The organism is Burkholderia sp. ABCPW 11 (assembly GCF_001523445.1).
Classification (GTDB): domain Bacteria; phylum Pseudomonadota; class Gammaproteobacteria; order Burkholderiales; family Burkholderiaceae; genus Burkholderia.
Genome location: NZ_LOVM01000002.1, coordinates 172,686 through 198,179, shown reverse-complemented (window position 1 = coordinate 198,179; position 25,494 = coordinate 172,686). Strand labels below are relative to the sequence as shown.

Genomic DNA, 25,494 nt, shown 5'->3' with positions numbered 1-25,494 from the left:
CGACCACGAAAAAAAGCGCCGGCAAGCGGCGCTTTTCCGCATCGGCTGCGCGACGCTCAACGCACCCAGCGGCATACCTTGTGATGGTGATGCTCGAAGTGACACACGCGGTGCGGATGCGCTTCGGCGATGGCCGGCACGAGCACGGCGGCGGCAACGGCGGCGGCGGTGAGGGTTTTGAGTAGCGTCTTCATGTCGAGGTCCTGTCGTTGAATGATGGGTCAAGAGTGCGCAGCGGCATCACCACTGCGGCCGCTGATCGTCGCGACGGTCGTCACGGCGGTCATCCCGGCGATCGCGGTCGTCACGCGGGCCGGGATGCCGGGCTTCCCAGTCGCGGCGCTCCCAGTAGCGATTTCCGTCCCAGTAACGATCGCCATGCCAGCCGATCGTGACTTCGGCAGGGCCAGGGTAGGCGACGCACCCGGCGAGCATCACGCTCGACAGCGCGCCCACCATGACTGCGGATAACACGATGGATTTCATGTTGCTCTCCCTTGGAAACGGCAGGTCGATCGTACGAGCCCCCAAAATTTCACGTAGTAAGAAGTTGCTACCGCCGATGACACGTGCAGGCGTTTCGTCAGGAACGTGAAAGCATGCGTGCGCGGCGTGCGAGCCGTCTGCGCAGCGCAGATATACACCTGTCCACTCCAACAACGATTCCACCAATTGTTCAGACAAATCCTGATGACCCAAAGGGTCATCTCGTAATCGGATTGAGAATGATTTGCGTTTACGTTAAATTGCGCTATCTCGGAATTTGACGGAGCAGATCGATGGCCATGGCGGAAGTGCTCGACCGACCGGCGGCGACAGCGGCAAACCCGTTCCTCGGCAGTTATCCGGACCTGCCGCCACGCGCCGCGCCGCGTCCGCGCCGGGCGTCCGAGCCCCGCGCGCAGGGCGCGCTGCTCGACGTGCTGATCGCCCATCGCGCGATGCTCGTCAACGTCGCGCGCGGCTTCGTCGGTTGCGCGAGCCGCGCGGAGGACGTCGTGCACGACGTGTTCGTGAAGCTCGTCGAATTCCCGAACCAGGACGCGGTGCGCCAGCCGGTCGCGTACGTGACGCGGATGGTGCGCAATGCGTCGATCGACGCATGCCGCCGGCAGAGCCTGGAAAACGTCTATCACACGGAAGAGGACGACGGCTTCGACGTGCCGTCGCCCGAGCCGACGCCGGAAGCCGCGCTGATGACGCGCGATACGCTGCGGCGCGTGTGGGCCGCGCTCGACGACCTGCCGGCGCGCAGCCGTGCGGCATTCGAGATGGTGCGGCTGCGCGAGGAGACGCTGCAGACCGCGGCGCGCGCGCTGAACGTGTCGCAGACGCTCGTGCATTTCATGGTGCGCGACGCGGAGCGCCATTGCGCGGAATGCCTCGACGCGTGCCATCGCGGCGTCGCATGCCCGGTGTTCCTCGGCGGCCGCGCGCGGCGGCGGTAAAAAAACGCGCCGGCCAACCGTCTATCAGACAGGAGCGGCCGAATCCGCCGCTTCGCCTCCTTCAACCGCCCAGCGATTTCCGATCATGACGCAAGCCCCGACGCCTTCCGCCGACACCGACGATCTCGTCTATACGGTCGTCATCAACGACGAAGAACAGTATTCGATCTGGCCGACGTTCCGGCCCGTGCCGGCCGGCTGGCGCGAAGTGGGCGTGAGCGGCCCGAAGGCCGACTGTCTCGCGCACATCGAGACAGTCTGGACCGACATGCGCCCGGCGAGCCTGCGCCGTGCGATGGACGGCGAGCGCGCGACGCGCGCGTCGTGATCTGCTGCGCCGCGGGTGCGGCGCCTCACCTGAAGAGGACGTTTGCATGACCCTGCTTTCGTTGCCGACGCTCGACGACCTGCGTATCGAGCCGGGGCTGCCCACCGTCGTGTCGCCGCGCGGCAACGACGGGATGTCGATCGACGACGTCGCGTCGCTGGCGCGCGAGATCGCGGCCGACACGCTCGAACGGGCGGGTGGCGTGCTGTTCACGGGCTTTCGCGTGCCGTCGATCGACGCGTTCCAGCAGTTCGCGGCTTCGTTCGGCGATCCGTTGATCGGCTATGAATACGCGTCGACGCCGCGCAGCCAGGTCGAAGGCGCGGTCTACACGTCGACTGAATACCCGCCGCACCGCGCGATTCCGCTGCACAACGAACAGTCGTACACGCGCGAATGGCCGCTGCGGATCTGGTTCCACTGCGCGCTCGCCGCGCCGAAGGGCGGGGCGACGCCGATCGCGGACAGCCGCGCCGTGTACCGCGCACTCGATCCGGCGCTCGTCGCGCGCTTCGAGAAGCGCGAGCTGCTGTACGTGCGCAATTTCGGGCAAGGGCTCGATCTGCCGTGGCAGCAGTCGTTCGGCACCGACGAGCCGGCCGAGGTCGAGCGGATGTGCGCGGCGCGCGGCATCGAATGCGCGTGGCGCACCGACGACGACGGCGAGCTGCTGCTGCGCACGCGCGAGCGTTGCCAGGCCGTCGCGCGTCATCCGCGCACGGGCGAGCGCGTCTGGTTCAACCAGGCGAACCTGTTTCACCTGTCGGCGCTCGACGAAGACATGCAGGAAGCGCTCGTCGACGCGGTCGGGCTCGAGAACGTGCCGCGCAACGTGTACTACGGCGACGGCGAACCGCTCGAGGCCGACGCGCTCGCGGAGATTCGCGGCGTGCTCGACCAGCAGCGCATCGTGTTCCCGTGGCGCACCGGCGACGTGCTGATGCTCGACAACATGCTGAGCGCGCATGCACGCGACCCGTTCGAGGGGCCGCGCAAGGTCGTCGTCGCGATGGCCCAGAGTTACACGGTCCCGCGCGACCGAACGGAGGATCGATGACGCGTAGTACCGCCGCGCTTGCCGCGCGCGGGCTGTCGGTGGGATATCGCGACCATGTCGTGATCGACGGGCTCGACCTGTCGATCGCGGCCGGCCGCGTCACCGCGCTGTGCGGACCGAACGGCTGCGGCAAGAGCACGCTGCTGCGCACGTTGGCGGGCCTGCAGCCCGCGCGCGCCGGTCATGTCGAAGTGAACGGCAAGCCGCTTGCATCGTTTCGCCGTCGCGCGCTCGCGCGCGAGCTGACGATGCTCGCGCAGTTCAACCAGATTCCGTCGGGCCTCACCGTGCGCGAGCTCGTCGCGTACGGGCGCTATGCGTACGGCGGCTTCCTGCGCGGCCTGTCGCGGATCGATCATGCGGCAATCGACGAGGCGCTCGAAACGAGTGGCCTCGCCGACGATGCGCAGCGCGACGTCGGCGCGCTGTCGGGCGGCGAGCGCCAGCGTGCGTGGATCGCGATGGCGCTCGCGCAGCAGGCGCCGATCGTGCTGCTCGACGAACCGACGACCTATCTCGACATCCATCACCAGCTCGACATCCTCGATGCACTGCGTGCGCTGAACCGTGCGCGCGGGCTGACGATCGTGTGGGTGCTGCACGACCTGAACCAGGCGGCTGCGTACAGCGACGAGATCGTGCTGATGCGCGCGGGCCGCCTCGTCGCGCAGGGCACGCCCGACGCGATGCTCGACCCGGCGCGGCTGCGCGCGGCGTTCGGCGTCGAGATGCTGAAGCTCGCGCATCCGCGCACGGGCGCACCGATGTGCGTGCCGGCCTACGGGCCGTCGACCGACGGCGCGCCGCAGGCGGCCGGCGTCTTCGACCGGGATCTCGCGGTATGACGACGTTCGCGATGCGCAAGCGCCTCGCGGCGACGGGCAACGGGGCGACGACAGGGCGGGCCGGCGCGATCGCGTTCGGCCTCGTCGTGCTGATCGCGCTGCTCGCGGCGCTGCGGATTGCCCCCGATCTGCGCGTGTGGTGGGACGCGGCGCCCGGCAGCGATGCCGCGTCGCTCGCGCACGTATTCCTGTTCGACCTCAATCTGCCGCGCGTCGCGGCTGCGCTCGTCGCGGGCGGTTGTCTCGGCATCGCCGGCGCGCTGTTCCAGTCGCTCACGCGCAATCCGCTCGCATCGCCCGACCTGCTCGGCGTGACGGGGGGCGCCCAACTCGGCCTGCTCGCGGCGATGCTCGTGCCGGCGCTGGCGGGCGTCGCGTCGGTGCCGCTGCTGTTCGTATGCGGGCTCGCCGCCGCCGCGTGCGCGATCGTCGCGGCGGGCGGCTGGCGCGCGACGCCGTTGCGGCTCGTGCTCGCGGGCAGCGTGTGCATGCTGCTGTTCGCCGCACTGTCGACGCTCGTGCTCGCGTTCTTCGAGCAGAACATCGCAGGCGCCGCGCTGTGGACCAACGGCAGCCTGTACCAGCCGGGCGCGACGGGCCTCGCGCTCGCCGTGCGCTGGCTCGTGGTGCCGCTGATCGCACTGCCGTTGGTGATCCGGCCGCTGAATCCGCTCACGCTCGGCGACGATGCGGCGGCCGCGGCCGGCGTGCGCGTCGATGCGACGCGACTCGCCGCGACGATCGTCGCGGTCGCGTTCACGAGCGTGGCCGTCAGCATCGCCGGCCCGCTGTCGTACGTCGGCCTCGTCGCGCCGAACCTGCTGCGCCAGGTGCGCGGCGCGCGCGCGGCCCGGCTCGGCGTGCTGGTGCCGCTGTCGGCGCTCGCCGGCGGCGCGCTCGTGCTCGTCACCGACAGCGCGGTGCTCGCGTCGGGCCTCGACGCGACGCTGTCGACCGGCGTCGCGATCGCGCTGGTCGGCACGCCGCTGATGCTCGCGATGATCCGGCGCGGCGCCGCGTGGTCAGGCGTGCTGCACGCGGATGCCGAACGCGCGGCGGGCGGCAGCTCGACGCGGCTCGTCGGCTGGCTCGAACGGCTCGGCTGGCCGCTGCGCACCGCGCTGTTCGTCGCGACGGGCGTGCTGGTGGTCCTGGTCGGCGTGTCGGCCGGGCCCGAGTGGCTGTCGCCCGCGCGCTGGTCGGCCGCGCTGTCCGGTCACGATGCGCTCGCGCGCATGCTGATCGACCTGCGCATGCCGCGCCTGCTGTGCGCGCTGCTCGCCGGCGCGCTACTTGCCGTCAGCGGTGTCGCGATGCAGAGCGTCGTGCGCAATCCGCTCGCAGGCCCCGAAGTGCTCGGCGTCACGCAGGGCGCGGGGCTCGTCACGCTGTTCGCGTTGTCGACGTGGCCGCTGATGGGCCACGTGACGCTTGCCGCCGCCGCGCTGATCGGCGGCGGGCTGTCGCTCGCGATCACGCTCGCGCTGAATCACCGGCATCGCTACGCGCCGCTCGCGGTCGCGCTGACGGGCATCGTGATCGGCGCGTTGTGGACCACGCTCGCGCAGTGGCTGATCACGCAGGAAAGCGTGCAGCCCGCGCGCTTCGTCGTGTGGCTCGTCGGCGGCACGTATGGCCGCAGTTGGGGCGAGGTCTCGATGCTGTTGCCGTGGTGCGCGCTCGCGGTGCCGGTGTTCGCGTGGCTCGCGAAACCGCTCGACATGCTCGCGCTCGGCGACGACCAGGCCGCTGCGCTCGGCCTGCCGGTGGCGGCGCTGCGGCCGCTCGCGCTGACGATCGCGACGCTCGCCGCATGCGCGGCGGTCGCGGCGGTCGGGCCGGTCGGCTTCATCGGGCTGATGGCGCCGCACGTCGCGACGATGCTCGGCGCGCGCCGGCATCGCACGCGGCTGTGGCTCGCGGCGGCGTGCGGCGCGCTGATCCTCGGCGCCGCGGATCTCGCGGCGCGCATCGTCGTCGCGCCGCGCGAAGTGCCGGCCGGCGTGCTGACCGCGCTGATCGGCGCACCGTACCTGCTCGGGCTGCTGGTTCTCGAGGGGCGCCGCGCCCGGCGCGCGGGGCGATGACGCCGTCGCTCGACGGCGCGCGTGCCATGCGCTTTTCGGCGTTCGCGCCGCAACCGTTCGCCGAACACCTCGACGTCGTGTGGCTCGGCATGCCCGAGGATGCCCACGCGCCGGGTCGCATCGTCGTGCCCGTCAGCGCGTTGCCCGCGCACCGCGACGCCGTGCTCGGCGCGATGGTCGACCATTACGGCGGCGATCCGACTCAGCATGCGCGTGCGCTGATGTCGCAGTGGAGCAAATACTATTTCGGCCGCGCGGCGACGGCCGGCGTCGTCGCCGCGCTGACGCTCGGTCGGCCGCTCGACATGACGCCCGAGCGTACGTTCGTCGCGCTCGATGGCGGGATGCCGGCCGCGCTGTATTTCGCAAGCGACGCGCTCGGTGCGCCGTGCGACGATCCCGAGCCGCGCTATGCGGGGCTCATCGCGCATCTCGGCGCGGTGATCGACCGGCTCGCGGCGATGGGGCGCGTCACGCCGCGCGTGCTGTGGAGCAACGCGGGCAATCTGCTCGACTATCTGCTCGAGACCTGTCGTGCGTTGCCGTGCGCGGCCGATCCCGTCGGCGACGCGAACTGGCTGTTCGGTTCGACCTGCATGCACGGCGAGTCGAATCCGCTGCGCATGCCGGTGCGCGACGCGCTGCCGCGCTCGCCGCTGCTGCCGACGCCGTTTCGCGCGCGCCGCGTGTGCTGCCTGCGCTACGAAATTCCTGGAGAAACGCAACTGTGTGGAAGCTGCCCCCTGCTACTGACGATGGACGACGCGGCGCTGGCCGAGCAGGACGCGATCCGGTGACGCGCCCCGGCCGCCGGCACGCGCTCGGCGCACTCGCCGCGCTCGGCGCCGCGTGCTGCGGCGCGTTGTCCGCATCGGCGGCCGCCGTTTCCGAGGCCGGGGGCGCCGGCGGTACGCAAGGCGCCGTGTCGCTGGCCGGCAATCCCGTCGTGTCGCAGGCCAGCGCGAAGATGCCCGTGCGGCCGCAGCGCGTGGTTGCGCTCGACTTCATGTTCGCGGAAAGCGTGATCGCGCTCGACATCGTGCCGGTCGGGATGGCCGATACGGCGTTCTACCCGGGCTGGCTCGGCTACCGGAGCGAGCAGCTCGCGCGCGTGACCGACGTCGGCTCGCGGCAGGAGCCCGGGCTCGAGGCGATCGCGGCGGTCAAGCCGGATCTCGTCATCGGCGTCGGTTTCCGGCATGCGCCGATCTTCGACGCGCTCGACCGGATCGCGCCGACGATCCTGTTCCAGTTCAGCCCGAACGTGTCGGAGGGCGGCGTGCCGGTCACGCAGCTCGACTGGATGCGGCAGATCTTCCGGACGATCGGCGCGGTGACGGGGCGCGACGCGCGCGCGCAGGCAGTCGAAGCGCAACTCGACGCCGGCATCGCGCGCAATGCGGCGCGGCTCGCGGCCGCGGGCCGCAACGGCGAGCGCGTCGCGCTGCTGCAGGATCTCGGCTTGCCCGATCGTTACTGGGCCTATACGGGCAACAGTACGTCCGCGGGCCTCGCGCGGGCGCTCGGGCTCGATCCGTGGCCGAAGAAGCCGACGCGGGAAGGCACGCTGTACGTGACGTCGGCCGATCTGCTGCGGCAGCGCGATCTCGCCGTGCTGTTCGTGACCGCGTCGGAGATGGACGTGCCGTTGTCGGCCAAACTCGATTCGCCGGTGTGGCGTTTCGTGCCCGCGCTGAAGGCGCACCGGATCGCGCTGATCGAGCGCAACATCTGGGGGTTCGGCGGCCCGATGTCGGCGCTGAAGCTGGCCGACGTGATGACCGACACGATGTTGAAGCTGCCGGCCGTGCGCTGAGTGCGCGGAGGATGGCGCCGGGGGATGCCGGCAGGGCGTCGTGCTGGCTGACGACGCGTGGCTTCCGCTTTTTCCCGTTCGCCACACTTCGCGCTCCATTCCCTGCGAAACGACAATCCGACAATCGCCGACACACTGCCAGTGCAGCGTGCCGGCGATGTTTCGATCGACCGCCGCGTTACGCGCTCAGCGCATCGACGCCATCCTGCGCACGCACGCGCGCCGGTTGCGTGTCGCTGACGATGCGCCCGTTGTCGAGCTTCAGCAGACGGTCGGCGAGGTCGAAGTAGCGGTCGTCGTGCGTAATCACGATCACGGCCTTGCCGCGCGCGCGCAACTCGGGCAGCAATTGCTCGTAGAACACGGCCTTGAACGACGGATCCTGGTCGGCCGCCCATTCGTCGAACAGGTAGAACGGACGATCCTCCAGGTATGCGACGACGAGCGCGAGCCGCTTGCGCTGCCCGGTCGACAGCGCGCGCGTCGAGAACGCGCCGTCGACCACCTTCACCTTGTGGTCGAGCGCGAGTTTCGCGACGAGCGCGTTCGCCCGCGCATCGGCCTGTGCGCGCGACGGATCGTCGGGGTCGACGATGCCGAGCAGCGCATCGAACAGATGGAAATCGTTGAACACCGCGCTGAAACGCTGCCGGTAGGCTGCGCGCTCGCGCCAGCCGATCGTGCGGCCATCGACCTCGATCGTGCCTTGCTCGGGCTCGTAGAGCCCCGTCAGCACCTTGGCGAGCGTCGTCTTGCCGCTGCCGTTGCCGCCGACGATGAACACGAGCTCGCCCGGCTTGATCGTCAGGTCGATCGGCCCGATGCTGAACATCCGTTCGTCGCGCTCGTGGAAATACGCGTGCGTGACGCCGCGCAGCGTGACGGCGCCGGCCGGCGGCACGTCGGGCGCATCGGCCGCGGGCGGCACCGTGCGCAGCGCGCCGAATTCGGCCATCACGCCTTCGATCCGCGCGAGCGACACGCGCGCCGCGTTGACGGTCGGCAGGTTGTTGAGCAGGCCGTCGAGCGGCACGAGCATGAACAGGAACACGACGACGTAGCCGGCGGCCGCGGCCGGGTCGGCATGCACGCCGAGCTGCGGCCAGAACGACGCGACGCCGAGGAACACGTAGAACAGGAAGATGATCCAGCCGACCCCGACCGCATACGCGCTGAATGCGCGGCGGCGGTGGTCGCGCACCTCGCCGATCGCGGCGCCGAGCTGGCCGTCGACGAACTGGCGGGCGCGCGCATCGTGCAGCTTCAGCTCCTTCGCGCCGGAGAATAGCGAACCGAGATAGCCGAACAGGCGGTCCTGCGCGTGGCCGGCGGCTTCGAGCGACGCGATCGCGCGGCGGTCGCCGGTGTGATAGCCGAGCGAGCCGGCGACGATCGCGGCCAGCGCCAGCACGCACACGGGCCAGGACAGCCACGCCAGATAGCCGAGGCAGCCGAACACGATCGAGCCATGCATGACCAGGTTCGGCAACGCGAAGAACAGCATCGACACGTTGGTCGCGTCGTCGGTCAGCACCGACTGCACGGGTGCGGCGCCGATTCGCTCGATGTCGCGCAATTCGGCCGCGCCGACGCGCCGCGCCAGATGCACGCGCAGCCGCGCCATCGTGTCCTGCGACAGGCGGGCAAACAGCGTGCCCGACACGATCCGCGTGACGAGCGCGATCACCGCGCACAACGCGAAGCGCCACGCGAGCGATGCATCGGCCGCCCCCGGTTGCGACAGCGCGCGGTTCAGCGTCGCGACGAGCAGCACGCTCGCGACGCCGTTCAGCACGCACGCGGTGAGCGCCAGCGCGAGCGACACGCGGCTTTCGCGCAGCAGCGCAAGGATCAGGCGCGCCGCGGGGCGGGCGGGGGAAGCGTCGAGGGACGGCGGGGAGGAGGGCTCGTGGGCGGCTGTCATCGGCAACGTCGGTAAAGGGAAGGCGGGCAATAACGCGAAAAACGGCGAATCTGGCGCGAACGCAGCGGGCGGAGCTTGCCCCGTTGCGGCGTTCCTCCCTGATAGACGAACGGGCCGCGCAAATATTTAGCCCCGTCGTCAAAAAAAGCGGTCGCACGCACTTTGCGCGCAAAACGGTAAAAAATCGGCCGCGTCGTTCGTCACACCAGTGAAGCCGCCCCAAGCGGCCCCGAGACTTGGCCGAAGCGGCCGGACCGAAGGACTTCACGCACATGACGAGTTTCCCGACTGCGCTGCATCACCGAATCCGCGCACTGGCGCGCATCGCGCCTGACGCACCTGCGATCGCGGTGCCTTTCCAGAACGACCTGCGCCTGTCGCGCGGTGCGCTCGACGCACGTGCATCGCAACTCGCCCGGCGCCTGCGCGCGGCCGGCGTCGGCGCCGAAGTGCGGGTCGGCGTATGTGTCGAGCGTTCGTGCGAACTGTTCGTCGCGCTGCTGGCCGTGCTCAAGGCGGGCGGCGTGTTCGTGCCGCTCGATCCGCGCCATCCGGCCGCACGCCTCGACTGGATCGTGCAGGACGCGCAACTGCGGCACGGCATCGTCGACGCCGCCGGCCGTGCGGCGCTCGGCACGCCGTTCGAACACGCGTTCGACGCGACGGCCGACGCATCGGGTGTCGCGCAGGACGATGCGTTCGATGACGACACGACGACCGTGCACCCGCGTTCGGCCGCGTACATGATCTATACGTCGGGCTCGACCGGCACGCCGAAGGCGGTGGTCGTCGAGCACGGGCCGCTCGCCGCGCATTGCGACGCGCTCGCGGCCGCGTTGCCGATCGAGGCGGGCGACCGTCTGCTGCATTTCGCGTCGGTCAATTTCGACGCCGCGCACGAATGCTGGCTCGCGCCGCTCGCGGTCGGCGCCGGCATCGTCGTCGCGCCGCCGCAGCCGTTCGCGCCGGACGCCGCGCATGCGCTGATGGTGCGCGAAGCGGTCAGCGTCGCCGCATTTCCGCCCGCGTACCTGCGCGAATTCGCGGCCGTCGCCGCGCGCGACGGCGTGCCGCCGGCACTGCGCGTACTCGCGTTCGGCGGCGAAGCGCTGCCGCAGCAGGCGTTCGAATTCGTGCGCCGCACGTTCCCGGCAGTCCGCCTGATCAACGGTTACGGGCCGACCGAGGCCGTGATCTCGCCGATGCTGTGGCCGGTCGAACCGGGCGAAACGCCGGTGCTGGCCGCGGACGACGCGTATGCGTCGCTGCCGATCGGCCGCGCGATCGGCCCGCGCGTGGCACGCATCGGCGGCGCCGCAGCCGATGGCGTGGGCGAGCTGCTGCTCGGCGGCGTCTGCATCGCACGCGGCTATCACGGTCGCGCGGCGCTCACGGCCGAACGTTTCATTCCCGATGCGCACGGCGAACCCGGCGCGCGCGTCTATCGCACGGGCGACCTCGCACGCCTGCGCGACGACGGCGCGTTCGACTTTCTCGGCCGCCTCGACGATCAGGTTCAGGTGCGCGGCGTGCGCGTGGAGCCGGCGGAAATCGCCGCATGCCTGCGCTCGCACCCGGCCGTGGCCGACGCGGCCGTGGTGGCCGAAACCGCCAACGGGCCGACGCGGCTGATTGCGTGCGTCGCGCTGCGCGCGGCGGCCGACGATGCCGCATTGAAGGCGCACGTGGCCGCGCAATTGCCGGCCGCCTGGCAGCCGCACCGGTTCGTGCGTTGCGATGCGCTGCCGTACACGCTGAACGGCAAGCTCGACCGTGCCGCGCTGCGCGAGCGGATCGCCGCCGCGCGCGACACGGCGCAAGGCGCAGGCGATGCGCCGCGCACGCCGACCGAACGGCAGATCGCGGGCCTCTGGCAGACGCTGCTGGGCCTCGACGTCACGCCGTCGCGCGACGATCGCTTCTTCGCGCTGGGCGCCGATTCGCTCGCCGCGATGCAGTTGCAGGCCGCGATCCGCGCCACCGTGCGCGTGAATCTGCGGCTCGATACGCTGTTCGCCGATCCGGCGCTCGCCGAACTGGCCGCAACACTCGACCGGGCGGAACGCGAGACCGGCGAACCGGTGGCCACGATTGCCGCGCGCCGTGCGGCGGCCGATGCGGCGGCGCCGGGTGCGCAGGGTGCGCCGCACATCGACCGTGCGGCATCGCTCGCGCAGCAACGTTTCTGGGTGCTCGCGCAAACACGCGGCGCCAGCGCCGCGTATCACATCGCCGCACACTGGACGATCGACGGCGCGCTCGACCGCGACGCGTTGCAGCGGGCGCTCGATCACGTGATCGGCCGTCACGAAGCCTGGCGCACGACGCTCGTCGACAACGACGACGGCGTCGTGATGCAGCGGATTCATGCGCATCTGCCGGTGCCGATCGTCGCGGTCGACCTGCGCGACCAGCCGCCGGCCGCCCGCGACGCGCAAGCCGCCCGTCTCGCCGAGCGCGACGCGGCCGAGCCGTTCGACCTCGCGCGCGGCCCGCTGCTGCGCGCGACGCTGATCGCGCTCGCCGACGATCGTCATCGCCTGCTGCTGACCGCGCATCACGCGATCACCGATGGCTGGAGCTCGCGCTGCGCGTTCGACGAACTGTCGGCTGCGTATCGCGCGTATGCCGAAGGCCGCGAACCGTCGCTGCCCGAATTGCCGATCCAGTACGCCGACTACGCGGACTGGCAGCGCGACGTGCTGGCCGGCGGCGAGGGCGAGCGCCAGCTCGACTACTGGCGCGGCGCGTTGCGCGACGTGCCGGGCCCGCTCGCGCTGCCGGTCGATCGCCAGCCGGGCGCGGTACGCACGCTGCACGGCGCGCGCGTGTCGGTGCGCCTGCCCGATGCGGTCGCGGCCGACGTACGGCAACTCGCACGCGACGCACGGGCAACCGTCTTCACGGTACTGCTGGCGGCGCTCGACGCATGGCTGTCGCGCCTGACCGGCGAAACGGACGTCGTCGTCGCGGTGCCGGTCGCGCATCGCCAGCGTCCCGAAACGCGTGCGCTGCTGGGCCTTTTCCTGAATACGGTCGCGCTGCGCGTACGCGTGGCGCCGACGCTGCCGTTCCGCGCGCTCGTCGACGCGGCGCGTACCGCGGCACTCGACGCGGTCGCGCACCAGGACGTGCCGTTCGAGCGTGTCGTCGACGCGGTGAAGCCGCCCGTCAAGCGCGGCGACGAATGGCTGCGGGTGAAGTTCGCGCAGCAGTTCGACGCACGGCACGACAGCGTGCTGCCGGGCGCCACGGCGGTCGCGACGCCGGGCCCCGATCTCGCCGCGCGCTTCGACTTCGCGCTCGATTTCACCGACGACGCGAACGGGATCGAACTGGTCGCGGCGTATGCGACCGACTGCATCGACGCCGATACCGCGCGCGCATGGCTCGACAGCTATGCGGCGCTCGTCGGCGCGGCCGCGCGCGATCCGCAGCACACGACGGCCACGCTACCGTGCGATGCTTCGGCCGCGTCGCGCCAGCCGCGCGACGGCCGTGCGCTGCAAGTCGAACATGCCGATATCGTCGCCGCATTCGCCCGGCAGGCGGCCGCGTATCCGCATCGCATCGCGCTTTCCGACGCATCGACTTCGCTGACGTTCGCCGAGCTCGACGACGCATCGAACCGCATCGCGCGGGCGCTGGCGCAACGCGGCGTGGCCGCCGAGGCGGCCGTCGTCGTCTGCATCGAGCGCTCGGCGCGTTTCGTCGTCGGTCTGCTCGGCGCGCTGAAAGCCGGCGCGCTGGCCGTGCTGCTCGACCCCGCGCAGCCGGCCGCGCGACTCGCCGCGGCGGCTGCCGACTGCGGTGCGCGCTGGGCGCTCGTCGCGGAGCCGGCTGCGTGGCCGGCGGGTACCGACGCGCAGCCGCTCGACGTCGACGCGCTCGTGCAGGACGCGACGCTGGCCCATGCGGCCGGCGTGCGCACCGCGCCGCACCCGGAACAGGGCGCGTACCTGATCTATACGTCGGGCTCGACCGGCGCGCCGAAGGGCGTCGTCGTCTCGCACGGCGCGCTGGCCGACTACGTGCAGGGGATGCTCGACGAACTCGCGTTCGCACCCGACGCGTCGTTCGCGATGGTCTCGACCGTCGCGGCCGATCTCGGCCACACGACGCTGTTCGGCGCGTTGTGCGCAGGCCGCACGCTGCACCTGCTGCCGGCCGCGTGTGCGTTCGATCCCGATCTGTTCGCCGACGAAATGCGCCGTCGCGACGTCGGCGTGCTGAAGATCGTGCCGAGCCACCTGCAGGCGCTGCTCGATGCGCGCGCGCCGGCCGACGTGCTGCCGCGCCACGCGCTCGTGACGGGCGGCGAAACGCTCACGTGGGCGCTGGTCGCGCGGCTGGCCGCGCTCGCACCGGCCTGCCGCGTGATCAACCATTACGGGCCGACCGAAGCGACGGTCGGCGCGATCGCGTGCGACACGGCGTCGATCGCCGCCGACGCGCGCGATCCCGCGAGCGGCGTGCCGCTCGGCGTGCCGCTGCCGAATGCGCGCGCGCTGGTGCTCGACGCGTTCGGCGCCTGCGTGCCGGCCGGCGCGACGGGCGAGCTGTATCTGGGCGGGCCGGGTGTCGCACGCGGCTATCTCGGACGCCCCGCGCAAACCGCCGAACGGTTCGTGCCCGATCCGTTCACGCCCGGCGCGCGGCTGTATCGCACGGGCGACCGCGTGCGGTTGCGCGCGGACGGCCGGCTCGTTTTCCTCGGCCGTATCGACGACCAGGTGAAGATTCGCGGCTACCGCGTCGAGCCGGGCGAGGTGAGTGCGGCCGTGCGCGCGGCCGGCCCGATCGCGCAGGCCGAAACGCTCGCGATCGAGCACGATGGCCGCCTGCGGCTCGCGACGTTCGTCGTGATGCGCGACGGCGCGACATTCGACGAGGCCGCGATGCGCGCCGCGCTCGCCGCGAAGCTGCCCGACTACATGGTGCCCGCGCAATTCGTCGCGCTGGCGCGCCTGCCCGTGACGGCGAACGGCAAGATCGATCGCGCGGCATTGCGCGAGCTGGCGGCCGTGCCGGTCGCGGTCGCGTCCGGCGATGCGCCGCAGGGCGCGGTCGAAACGGTGCTCGCCGACGTCTGGCAAGCCGTGCTGAAGGCGCCGAAAGTCGGCCGCGACGACAATTTCTTCGAACTCGGCGGCGATTCGATCCTCGTGCTGCAGGTGATCGCCCGTGCGCGCAAGCGCGGCGTGCGCTTCACGCCGAAGCAACTGTTCGACGGGCCGACCGTCGCCGAACTCGCACGCATCGCAAAAACGGACGACACGGCCATCGCCGCCCGGCCTGCAAGCGCAGACGCGATTGCCGTCGCGCTGCCGGCTGCCACGTCGATCCTGACGCCCGCGCAGCAACGCTTCTTCGCGCTCGATATCCCGCACCGCGGCCACTGGAACCAGTCGGTGTCGTTCGATGTGCGCGGCGCGTTCGACGCGGACGCGTTCGCCCGCGCATTCGACGCGCTGCTCACGCATCACGACGCATTCCGTCAGCGCTTCGCGCGCGGCGCGGACGGCACGTGGCACGCGAGCGATGCGGCGAAGCCGTACGACGCGCTGCCGTTCGTCGAAGCCGCCGCTCGCGACGAAGCCGACGCGCTGGCACGTTTCGACGCGCTGCAACGCCGTCTCGACCTCGGCAGCGGGCCGCTCGCCTGCGCGTGCGCGGCGCGGCTGCCGGACGGTTCGACGCGGCTCTATCTCGCGATTCACCATGCGATCGTCGACGGCGTGTCGTGGCGGATCCTGCTCGACGACCTGGACACCGCTTATCGCGCCGCATGCGAGCGCACGCCGATCCGCCTGTCGCAACCGGGCCTGCGCGCGGACGCATGGGCCGCGCGGCTCGCCCGCGCCGCAACGGAGCCGGCGTCGCCGTTCGCAGCCGAAGCCGCCTACTGGGCCTGCATGGCGCAGGGCGACGACATCGTGCCCGATCACCCCGACGCAGCGGCGACGAACGCCGATGCGGCAGTCGTCGTGCAGACGATCGACGCGGCCTTGACCCGCGCCGCGCTGACCGACGCGCACGCGGCCTATCGCACGCAGACGATCGAGCTGCTCGGCGCGGCGCTCGCGCTGGCGCTGGCCGGCGCGCGCGGCGCCGCATCGTGCCGGATCGAGCTGGAAGGACACGGCCGCGAGGCGCTGTTCGACGACGCGGATGCCAGCCGCACGATCGGCTGGCTGACGAGTCATTACCCGGTGACGCTGCCGGTCGAAGCGACGGCCCGCGACACGCTGTGCGCGGTCAAGGACACGCTGCGCGCGGTGCCGCACAAGGGGCTCGGCTTCGGCGTGCTCGCGCACCATGGCGATACGGCGACGCGCGCGACGCTGGCCGCCGTGCCGCGCCCGCGCGTCACGTTCAACTATCTCGGCCAGTTCGACGCGCCGCGCGATGCAATGCTCGTCCCGCGTTTCGGCGGCACCGGCGTCGAGCGCGACCCGCAGGGCCCGCTCGGCAATACGCTCGCGATCCACGCGTACCTCGACGCGGACGGCGACGGCGCGCGCACGCTGAAGGTTCACTGGGTCTACGGTGCGCCGCAATTCGAACGCGCGACGATCGACGCGTTCGCCGAACGCTTCGCGGCCGCGCTGCGCGAACTCGCCGACGCCTGCGCGTCGCGCGTCGCGCATCGCGGCGCCGGCGCGACGCCGGGCGATTTCCCGCTCGCGCAGGCGGCCGGTCTCACGCAGGCCGCGATCGAGCGCGCACCGCTCGACTGGCGCGCGATCGACGACGTGTATCCGCTGTCGCCGATGCAGCAGGGCATCCTGTTCCATGCGCTGTTCGCGCCCGGCCACGCGAGCTACGTGAACCAGCTCGTCGCGACCGCAACGGCGCTCGACGCCGACCGGCTCGCGGCTGCGTTCGACGCATCCGTCGCGCGTCACGACATCCTGCGCACGAGCGTGATGCCGGACGAAGCCGCGCCGCTGCAGTGCGTGCATCGCCACGCGCGCATGCCGGTCGAGCAGCTCGACTGGCGCACGCGCGGCGACACGCTCGACGCCGATTTCGACGCGTGGCTCGCGGCCGACCGCGCACGCGGCTTCGACTGGCGCGAGCCGCCGCTGATGCGGCTCACGCTGATCCGCGTGACGGACGACGCATGGCGCGTCGTATGGACGCGTCACCACGTGCTGCTCGACGGCTGGAGCACCGCGCGGCTGCTCGCCGACGTGCTGCGCGACTACCGCGACCCGGACGCCGTGTCGCCGTTCGCGAGCCGTCCGGCGCTGCGCTATCGCGACTTCATCGCGTGGCTCGGCACGCGCGATCGCGACGCCGACGAGCGCTTCTGGACCGAGCGCCTGGCGCGGCTCGACGCGCCCACGCTGATCGCGGAACGCACGGCCGACCGCGCGGATGCCGAGATGGTCACGTGGCGCGCGACGCTCGATGCCGACACGACGACGCGCGTCGCGCAGACCGCCCGCGCGTTGAAACTGACCGTCAACACGCTGGTGCAGGGTGCATGGGCGCTCGCGCTGCAGCGGATGACGCACCAGCCGGCCGTCGCGTTCGGCGCGACCGTCGCGGGCCGTCCCGATGCGCTCGCGGACGTCGACTCGGTGCTCGGTCTTTTCATCAACACGCTGCCGGTGATCACCGCGCCGGCGCCGCAGCAACGGGCGGCCGACTGGCTGCAAACGCTGCAACGCGAGAACGCGGCCGCCGCCGAACACGCGCACACCCCGCTCGCCGACATCCAGCGCTGGGCGCGCGGGGCGGGCGGCGCACTGTTCGATACGCTGGTCGTATTCGAGAACTATCCGGTGGACGACACCGCGCGCGATGCCGATCCGCGCGCGCTGGCGTTGAGCGGCGTACGCAGCATCGAAGCGACCGATTTCGCGCTGACGCTCGTGATCGAAACCGGCGTCGAACTGACGATCGACTACGGCTACGACACCGCGCGCATCGACGCGCGTCAGGTCGAGACCTGGCACCGCGCCTTCGCCTGCGCGCTCGATGCGCTGGCCCGTACGCCTGACGCGCGGCTCGGCACGCTGTCGATCGCCGACGATGCGACCCGCGATGCGCTGACGGGTGCGCAGGACACCGCACGTACCTGGCCGGTGGAACGACGGCAGCCGCTGCACCTGCAATTCGGCGACGCGGCACGGGCGACGCCCGACGCGACCGCGCTCGAATACGCGGACGCTCGCGGCCATGTGCAGCGCGCGACCTATCGCGAACTCGACGCCGCGACGTCGCGCATCGCCGCTGCGCTGCGCCGGCGCGGCGTGCAGCCCGATACGCCGGTCGCGCTGTGCGTCGAGCGCTCGTTCGACATGGTGATGGCGCTCGTCGGCGTGCTGAAGGCCGGCGCCGCGTATCTGCCGGTCGATCCCGACTATCCGGCCGAACGCATTGCTTACCTGCTGCGCGACGCGCGGCCGGCCGTCGCGATCACGCAGGCGCATCTGCGCGAACAGGTCGAGGCCGCGCTGGGCGAGGGCGCCGAGACGCAACTGCTGACGGTCGCGGAACTGCTGGCCGACGAAGCGGGCGATACCGACGATCACGCCGCCGCGATCGACGACGCGCAGCTCGCGTACCTGATCTACACGTCCGGCTCGACCGGCAAGCCGAAGGGCGCCGGCAACACGCACGGCGCGCTCGCGAACCGGATCGCGTGGATGCAGCATGCGTACCGGCTGACGCGCGACGACGTCGTGCTGCACAAGACGCCGTTCGGCTTCGACGTGTCGGTGTGGGAATTCGTGTGGCCGCTCGCGATCGGCGCGAAGCTCGCGATCGCCGCGCCGGGCGATCACCGCGATCCGGCGCGTCTGGCCGCCGCGATCCACGCGCACGGCGTGACGGTGCTGCATTTCGTGCCGTCGATGCTCGCCGCGTTCGCTGCGCATCTCGACGATTTCTCGGCCGCCGCGCAATGCGACAGCGTGCGCCTGATCGTCGCGAGCGGGGAGGCGCTGGCGCCCGAACTCGTCGCGAAGATGGCGCGCCTCTTGCCGAACGCGACGCTCGTGAACCTGTACGGGCCGACCGAAGCCGCGATCGATGTGTCGCACTGGACCTGCGGCCCCGACGACGCGCGTGCGGCCGCGGTGCCGATCGGCCATCCGATCGCGAACCTGCAACTGCACGTGCTCGATGCCGCGTGGCAGCCGGTGCCGGCCGGCGCGACCGGCGAACTGTATCTCGCGGGCGCGGGCCTCGCACGCGGCTATCTCGGCCGTCCGGCGCTGACCGCCGAGCGCTTCGTGCCCGATCCGTTCGTGCCGGGGGGCCGCATGTACCGCACCGGCGACCTCGCGCGCCGGCGCGCGGACGGCGCGCTCGACTACCTCGGCCGTGTCGACACGCAGGTGAAGCTGCGCGGCCAGCGAATCGAGCCGGGCGAGATCGAGGCGCTGCTGCGCGCGGCGCCGGGCGTCAACGATGCGGTCGTGATCGTGCGCGACGAGCAACTGATCGGCTACGTCGCCCGCGGCGGCGCTGGCCCGCTCGACCGCGCGGCGTTGCTCGACGCGCTGCGTGCGCAACTGCCGGCGTACATGGTGCCGTCGCAACTGATCGAGCTCGATGCATTGCCCGTCACGCCGAACGGCAAGTGCGACCGCCATGCGTTGCCCGCGCCGGTGCGTGAAGCGACCGAAGCCGTCGAACTCGCGACCGATACCGAGCGTGCGCTCGCGGAAATCTGGCAGCGCGTGCTGCACGTGGACGCGATCGGCCGCGACGGCGATTTCTTCCTGCTCGGCGGCCACTCGCTGCTCGCGACGCAGGCCCACGCGCAGGCCAACCTGCACTGGGGGCTCGCGCTGCCGCTGCGCACGCTGTTCGACACGCGCACGCTGGCGCGCTGCGCGGAAGCGATCGACGCGGCCTGCGCGGCACGCGGCGCAACCGATGCGGCAAGCGCGATCGACGCGCTGCTCGGCGAACTGGAAACCCAATAAGGACGACGGATGACGAAGGTCCAACCCGACTGGCTCGCGCTCGCGACGCGTTTCGCGCAACTGCCCGACGCGCAGCGCGCGGTCTTCATCGACAAGCTCGGCGCGGCCGGCATCGACTTCCGCGTGCTGCCGATCCCGCCGCGCACGCCGCGCAGCGACCGCGTGCCGGCGTCGTTCGCGCAGACGCGGCTGTGGCTGCACGCGCGGCTGATCGATGCGCCGGACGCGTACCACATCACCGAGCGCCTGGCGCTGACGGGCCCGCTCGACGTGCATGCGCTGCGTCTCGCATGCGATGCGCTGATTGCGCGCCACGAGGCGCTGCGCACGACCTTCGACGAAGCGCAGGACGGCGTCGCGCAAACGATCCACGCGCCGTTGCGCTGCCCGTGGCGCGAAACCGATCTCGACGCGTTGCCGGATGCGCAGCGCGTGGCGCGCGCGCAAGCGCTCGCGACGGCCGACGAAGCCGAACCGTTCGATCTCGGGGCGCCGCCGCTCGTGCGCGCGCATCTGATTCGCTTCGACGCGACGCATCATTGGCTCGCGCTCACCGTGCATCACATCGTGTCGGACGGCTGGTCGTCGGGCGTGATGCTGGACGAACTCGCGGCGTTCTATCGCGCGTATGCGTCGGGCGAGCCGGTGCCGCTCGCGCCGCTGCCGATCCAGTACGCCGACTACGCGCTGTGGCAGCGCCGCTGGCTCGACGCCGGCGAGCGCGACCGTCAGCTCGCGTTCTGGCGCGAGCGGCTCGATCCGCAGCGCGGCGTGCTGACGCTGCCCGGCGCGACCGCGCGGCCGGCGCGGCGCAGTGCGCGCGGCGCGCGTCATGTGTTTTCGCTCGATGCGCGCATCGGTGCGCGGTTGCGCGCGTTCGCGGCCGCGGCCGGCGCGACGCCGTTCGCGGTGCTGCTCGCCGCGCTCGACGCGCTGCTGGCGCGCGCGACCGGCGACGCACGGATCTGCGTCGGCGTGCCGGCCGCGAACCGCGAGCGCGCGGAAGTCGCGGGCCTGATCGGTTTCTTCGTCAACACGCTGGCGATCGACGTCGACGTGCCCGCGCACGGCGATTTCTCGTCGCTGGTCGCGCGTACGCAGCGCGCGCTCGTCGATGCGCAAATGCATCAGGACGTGCCGTTCGAGCAGGTGGTCGACGCGCTCGGCGTGCCGCGCAGTGCAAGCCACCATCCGCTGTTCCAGGTGATGGCCGCGTACGGCGAACGCCGCGCGCTGCCGGCACTCGGCTCGGCATCGGCCGCGTTGCTGCCGTCGGGCACGCCGTCCGCGAAATTCGACCTGACGCTGTCCGTCGAAGCGACGCCGGACGGCACCTTCGACGCTGCTTTCATCTACGCGCTCGATCTGTTCGACGCGGATGCGATTGCACGGCTGGCCGCGCGCTTCGTCACGCTGCTGACCGATGCCCTCGCGCGCCCCGACATGCCGATCGGCGATCTCGACTGGCTGCCTGCCGACGAACGCGCGCAGCTCTTCGCGTGGAACGCGCCGGCCGGCGCGACCGCTGCCGAGCCGTTCGTTCCGGTGCATGTGCGCATCGCCGCGCATGCGCACGCGCGGCCCGACGCACGCGGCGTCGCCGATGTCGATCGCGCATTGACGCGCGGCGAAGTCGATAACCGCGCGGCGCGCCTGGCGCGCCATCTGGTGGCGGCCGGCGTGCGGCCCGAGATGCGCGTGGGCGTCGCGCTGCAGCGCTCGGTCGACCTGCTCGTCGCGCTGATCGCGGTGCTGAAGTCGGGCGCCGCGTTCGTGCCGCTCGACCCGGCTCACCCGCGCGAACGGCTCGCGCAGATCGTCGGCGACGCGAACATCGCGCACGTGCTGACCGACGCCGCGAGCGCCGCGTCGCTGCCCGAACTGCCTGCGCTGCGCGTGTGGCGCGCCGATGCGATCGATGCGCTCGACGAAGCCGCGCACGTCGCGTTGCCGGACGTGCTGCCCGGCCACGCGGCCTATGCGATCTATACGTCGGGCTCGACCGGCAAGCCGAAAGGCGTGATCGTCGACCACGCGTCGTTCGCGCTGCATTGCGCGGCGATCGCCGAGCGTTACGGCGCGAGCGAGAACGACGTGTTCCTGCTGTTCCAGTCGGTCAATTTCGACGGTGCGCACGAAGGCTGGTTTTCGCAATACATGTCGGGCGCCGCCGTGTCGGTGACGGCCGACGTGCTGTGGCCGCCCGCGCAGACCTGCGCGATGATGATCCGCGACGGCGTGACGATGACCTACGTGCCGCCCGGCTGCGCGGCACAGCTCGCCGAATGGGCGCTCGCGCACGGCGCGCCGCCGACGCTGCGTTCGCTGACCGTCGGCGGCGAGGCGACGTCGCGCGAGGCGTTCGCGATGTTGCGCCGTGCGCTGCCGAACGTGCGCGTGGTCAACGGCTACGGCCCGACCGAAACGGTCATCACGCCGACGCTGTGGATGTTTCGCCCCGGCGACGATCTCGCGAAGCTCGGCGACGCCGCGTATCTGCCGATCGGCACGCTGGTCGGCGCGCGCACCGCGCACGTACTCGACGCGCGGCTGCATCCGCTGCCGGTCGGCGTGATCGGCGAACTGTATCTGGGCGGCGAGGGGATCGGCGTCGCACGCGGCTACCTCGACCGCCCGGCGCTGACGGCCGAGCGTTTCGTGCCGGATCCGTACGGCGCGCCGGGCGCGCGACTGTACCGCACCGGCGACCTCGTGCGGCGCCGCGCGGACGGCGTATTCGATTTCATCGGCCGTGTCGATCACCAGGTGAAGCTGCGCGGCCTGCGCATCGAGCTCGGCGAAATCGAAGCGCAGCTCGCCGCACATGACGCGGTGCGCGAAGCATGCGCGGTCGTGCACGGGCAGGGCGCGCTCGCGCAACTCGTCGCGTACGTCGAACTGACCGCCGACGCGCAGGCAGCCGCGCAGCCGGTCGAAGCCGCGACGCTCGACGCGCATCTGCGCCGCACGCTGCCCGATTACATGGTGCCCTCGCAATTGATCGTGCTCGACGCGCTGCCGCGCAACGCGAACAGCAAGGTCGACCGCGCGCGGCTGCCGGCGCCGGTGCGTATCGAACGTGAGTACGAGGCGCCGCACGACGGCGACGAAGCCGTGCTCGCGGCGATCTGGTGCGACGTGCTGAACCTGGAGCGCGTCGGCCGCGGCGATCACTTCTTCGATCTCGGCGGTCATTCGCTCGCGGCCGTGCGCGTCGCGACGCGCGTGACCGAACGGCTCGGCCGCGACGTGCCGGTGCGTGCGCTGTTCGAGGCGCCCGTGCTTGCGCAATACGCGCTGCAGGTGGCCGATGCGCCGCGCGCCGCGCATGCGGGCGCCGCGGCGCCGGGCGTCGCGGTGGTCAAACCGGACGCGCACGGCGTATGGCCGCTGTCGCCCGCGCAACTCGGCCTGTGGTTCCTGTGGCGCGCGCAACCGGACAGCGCCGCGTACAACATTCCGGTCGCGCTGCGCGTGCGCGGCCCGCTGGATGTCGAGGCGCTGCGCGCGGCGTTCTCGGACGCGGCGGCCGTGCATCCGGCGCTGCGTGCGCGGCTCGTCGCTCGCGACGGCGCGCTGCCGGGCCAGCGGATCGACGCGGACGTTGCCATCGATCTGCCGGTGACCGACCTGTCGGCCCACGCCGATGCGCTCTCCCGCGCGGCCGCGCTGACCGACGCGGATGCGCTCGCACCGTTCGACCTCGCGGCCGACGCGCCGCTGTGGCGCGCTCGCGTGTTGCGGCTCGGTGCGGACGATCACGTGCTGTCGCTGACGATTCACCACATCGTGTCGGATGGCGAATCGATCGAGCTGTGGCTCGACGCGGTGCGCGCCCGCTATGTCGCCCGCGTGCAGCGCAGCGCCGTGCCGGCCGCCGAAGCCGTGCAGCCGGCCTTGCCGCTCGTGCTGCCGGCGCCTTGCCATCCGGCGCGCATCGCGTACTGGCGCGATGCGCTCGCCGATCTGCCGTCGCGCGTGCTGCCGCAGCGTGCCGACGCGCCGGCCGTGCCGCAATGGCGCGCGGCCCGCATCGCGTTCGAATTCGATGGGCAACTGATTCGCGCCGCGCGCGACGCCGCGTCGGCGTCGCACGCCACGCTGCCGATGCTGCTGCACGCGGCGCTCAACACCGCGCTGTTCCGCGCGACGGGCGTGGCCGACCAGCCGGTCGGCGTGCTTGCGTCGACGCGCGCGCTCACGGGCGACGCGGCCCGCGCGGCGCTCGGCCTGTTCATCAACGCGGTCGTCGTGCGCACGCGCATCGACCCGGCCGCGCGCCGCGCGGACGTGCTCGCACAGGTGCGCGACACGGCGCTCGCCGCGTATGCGCATGCCGACGTGCCGTTCGCCGATGTGGTGGCCGCGTTGCGTGCGCCGCGTGCCGCGCAGGCCAATCCGCTGTTCCAGGTGATGTTCAACTACCTGCGCCCGACGGGTGCGGCCGCGCGCGACTGGGCCGGCCTGTCGCTGGCCGAATTCGACGACGTGCGCCATCGTGTCGTGTTTACGCTGGAGTTGGACGTCGTCGAGCATCCGGACGGCCGCGTGAGCGCCGCGTTCTCGTATGCGGACGAACTGCTCGCGCGCGATTTCGTCGACACGCTCGTCGATCTGTATCACGACGAAGTCGCGCGTTTCGCCGGTGCGTCGGAAGCCGTGCTCGGCGCGCCCGATGAGCGCGCGGATACGCACGTCGCGTTCGGCGCGCGCGCCGACGGCGCGACACGGATCCACGCCATGCCGTCGCATGCCGCTGCCGTGCTCGCCGCGCTGTGGTCGGACACGTTCGCGACGGCCGCCCCCGAGCCCGATGCGGACCTGTTCGAAGCCGGCGCGACGTCGTTCGACGTCGTGCGCTTCGTCGACGCCGCAAGCCGTGCCGGCCATGCGCTGACGGTCGCCGACGTGTTCGCGGCGCCGACGCTCGCAGCGCTCGGCGCGCGGCTCGATGCGCAAGCGCAAACGGGACAGGAGGCGCGCCATGCTGGCTGAGGTGCGTCCGGACGGATTCACGATGCTCGATACCTACCGCCTCGCGTTCGCGGACGGCCTGTTCGCCGTGCGCGACGGCGTGGAGATCCGCGTCGCGCAGGGCGACGGGATCGGCGCGCAGTTGCTGCGCGTGCAGCTTGGCGACGACGGCGCGCTGCGCCTCGTCGCCTACAACCATCGCGCGGCGCCGGCCGACCAGCGGCGGGCGCTGCTGGCCGCGCTGGCCGCGGCGTTCTCGGACAGCGCGCGCCACGCGGCGATCCGGCTCGACCCGGCCGCCTGGCCGGCGGTCGCGCTCGACGCGCTGCGCGCGAGCGGCGTCCTCGCCGACGGCGGCCGCTGCGTGCGCGACGGCTGGGCGCAACAGGCCGACCTGTGGCGCGTCGGCGCGCCTCCGCCGTGCGCGATGCTGCCGACGATCACCGACGGCCGGCGTCATCCGCTCCGGCCGCCCGCGCCGCGCGGCGACGTCTACGCGCGCGACCTGCCGGCGCTCGGCGTGCGCTTCACGCTGCGCGGCTGGCAGCCGGCGGAGGATGCCGAGCGGCTCGCGCGCTGGTTCGACGAACCGCGTGTGCGCGACGGCTGGCCGGGCGCACGGCCCGCGCCATGCGGCGCGGCAGGCCCGCAGGAAACCGATCCGCACGTCACGCCGCTCGTCGGCTGCTTCGACGGCGAGCCGTTCGCGTATTTCGAAGCGTTCTGGCTGAAGGAGGACGCGCTCGCGCCGCACGTCGCTGCGCGCGACTACGACCGCGGGCTGCGGATGCTGGTCGGCGAGCCGCGCTGGCGCGGCCCGCACCGCGTAGCCGGCTGGCTGCCGTCCGTCGTGCATTACCTGTTTCTCGACGACCTGCGTACCGATGCGGTCGGCTGTGCCGTTCCGGCCGGCCACACGCGGGTTGCCGACCATCTCGCGCGGCACGGCTTCGCGCGGCAGCGCCGTCTCGCGCTGGCCGACGCGCAGCCGCTGTGGATGCGCACGCTGCGCGAGACGTTCTTCTCCGGTCGTCACGTCTGACGGGCCGGATTCACCGACAAGGGAGC

13 protein-coding genes are annotated in these 25,494 nt (G+C 71.9%); 10 read left to right on the top strand and 3 right to left on the bottom strand.

Features of this window, described 5'->3' with window-relative positions:
• Window positions 1-56: 56 nt before the first annotated feature.
• Both WS61_RS35130 and WS61_RS01615 read right to left on the bottom strand, forming a co-directional pair.
• Complete coding sequence (locus WS61_RS35130; RefSeq protein ID WP_014897078.1) at window positions 57-194, bottom strand: HHHH-motif protein; 138 nt, start codon at window positions 192-194, stop codon at window positions 57-59.
• A 46-nt stretch (window positions 195-240) separates the two neighbouring features.
• Window positions 241-486, bottom strand: coding sequence for a hypothetical protein (locus WS61_RS01615; protein ID WP_059498952.1), 246 nt, complete (start codon window positions 484-486; stop codon window positions 241-243).
• A 293-nt stretch (window positions 487-779) separates the two neighbouring features.
• On the opposite strand from WS61_RS01615, the gene WS61_RS01610 reads away from it, so the two are divergent.
• From WS61_RS01610 to WS61_RS01580, 7 genes are all read left to right on the top strand, one after another.
• On the top strand, window positions 780-1,448 hold the full coding sequence (locus WS61_RS01610; protein ID WP_059498951.1) for an RNA polymerase factor sigma-70: 669 nt from the start codon (window positions 780-782) through the stop codon (window positions 1,446-1,448).
• 85 nt (window positions 1,449-1,533) lie between these two features.
• On the top strand, window positions 1,534-1,776 hold the full coding sequence (locus WS61_RS01605) for an MbtH family NRPS accessory protein (RefSeq protein WP_006476052.1): 243 nt from the start codon (window positions 1,534-1,536) through the stop codon (window positions 1,774-1,776).
• A 46-nt stretch (window positions 1,777-1,822) separates the two neighbouring features.
• On the top strand, window positions 1,823-2,833 hold the full coding sequence (locus WS61_RS01600; RefSeq protein WP_059498950.1) for a TauD/TfdA family dioxygenase: 1,011 nt from the start codon (window positions 1,823-1,825) through the stop codon (window positions 2,831-2,833).
• Window positions 2,830-3,678, top strand: coding sequence for an ABC transporter ATP-binding protein (locus tag WS61_RS01595; RefSeq protein ID WP_059498949.1), 849 nt, complete (start codon window positions 2,830-2,832; stop codon window positions 3,676-3,678). The genes WS61_RS01600 and WS61_RS01595 overlap by 4 nt, the downstream gene beginning before the upstream one ends.
• The gene (gene fhuB, locus WS61_RS01590; protein ID WP_059498948.1) at window positions 3,675-5,765 is read left to right on the top strand and encodes a Fe(3+)-hydroxamate ABC transporter permease FhuB; all 2,091 of its coding nucleotides are present in this window, start codon (window positions 3,675-3,677) and stop codon (window positions 5,763-5,765) included. Before WS61_RS01595 ends, fhuB begins: the two co-directional genes overlap by 4 nt.
• The gene (gene fhuF, locus WS61_RS01585; RefSeq protein WP_059498947.1) at window positions 5,762-6,562 is read left to right on the top strand and encodes a siderophore-iron reductase FhuF; all 801 of its coding nucleotides are present in this window, start codon (window positions 5,762-5,764) and stop codon (window positions 6,560-6,562) included. Before fhuB ends, fhuF begins: the two co-directional genes overlap by 4 nt.
• Complete coding sequence (locus WS61_RS01580) at window positions 6,559-7,581, top strand: ABC transporter substrate-binding protein (RefSeq protein WP_059498946.1); 1,023 nt, start codon at window positions 6,559-6,561, stop codon at window positions 7,579-7,581. Before fhuF ends, WS61_RS01580 begins: the two co-directional genes overlap by 4 nt.
• A 178-nt stretch (window positions 7,582-7,759) precedes the next feature.
• On the opposite strand, the gene WS61_RS01575 is transcribed toward WS61_RS01580, so the two are convergent.
• Window positions 7,760-9,505 (bottom strand): cyclic peptide export ABC transporter, encoded by a 1,746-nt coding sequence (locus tag WS61_RS01575; protein ID WP_059498945.1) that lies wholly within the window; start codon window positions 9,503-9,505, stop codon window positions 7,760-7,762.
• Between the two features lie 272 nt (window positions 9,506-9,777).
• On the opposite strand from WS61_RS01575, the gene WS61_RS01570 reads away from it, so the two are divergent.
• From WS61_RS01570 to WS61_RS01560, 3 genes are read left to right on the top strand one after another with little or no spacing between them, the layout of a single operon-like run.
• The gene (locus tag WS61_RS01570; protein WP_059499091.1) at window positions 9,778-19,452 is read left to right on the top strand and encodes a non-ribosomal peptide synthetase; all 9,675 of its coding nucleotides are present in this window, start codon (window positions 9,778-9,780) and stop codon (window positions 19,450-19,452) included.
• Window positions 19,453-19,461: 9 nt separating this feature from the next.
• On the top strand, window positions 19,462-24,447 hold the full coding sequence (locus WS61_RS01565) for a non-ribosomal peptide synthetase (RefSeq protein ID WP_059498944.1): 4,986 nt from the start codon (window positions 19,462-19,464) through the stop codon (window positions 24,445-24,447).
• Window positions 24,437-25,468, top strand: coding sequence for a GNAT family N-acetyltransferase (locus WS61_RS01560; protein ID WP_059498943.1), 1,032 nt, complete (start codon window positions 24,437-24,439; stop codon window positions 25,466-25,468). The genes WS61_RS01565 and WS61_RS01560 overlap by 11 nt, the downstream gene beginning before the upstream one ends.
• The last annotated feature ends 26 nt before the right edge of the window (window positions 25,469-25,494 follow it).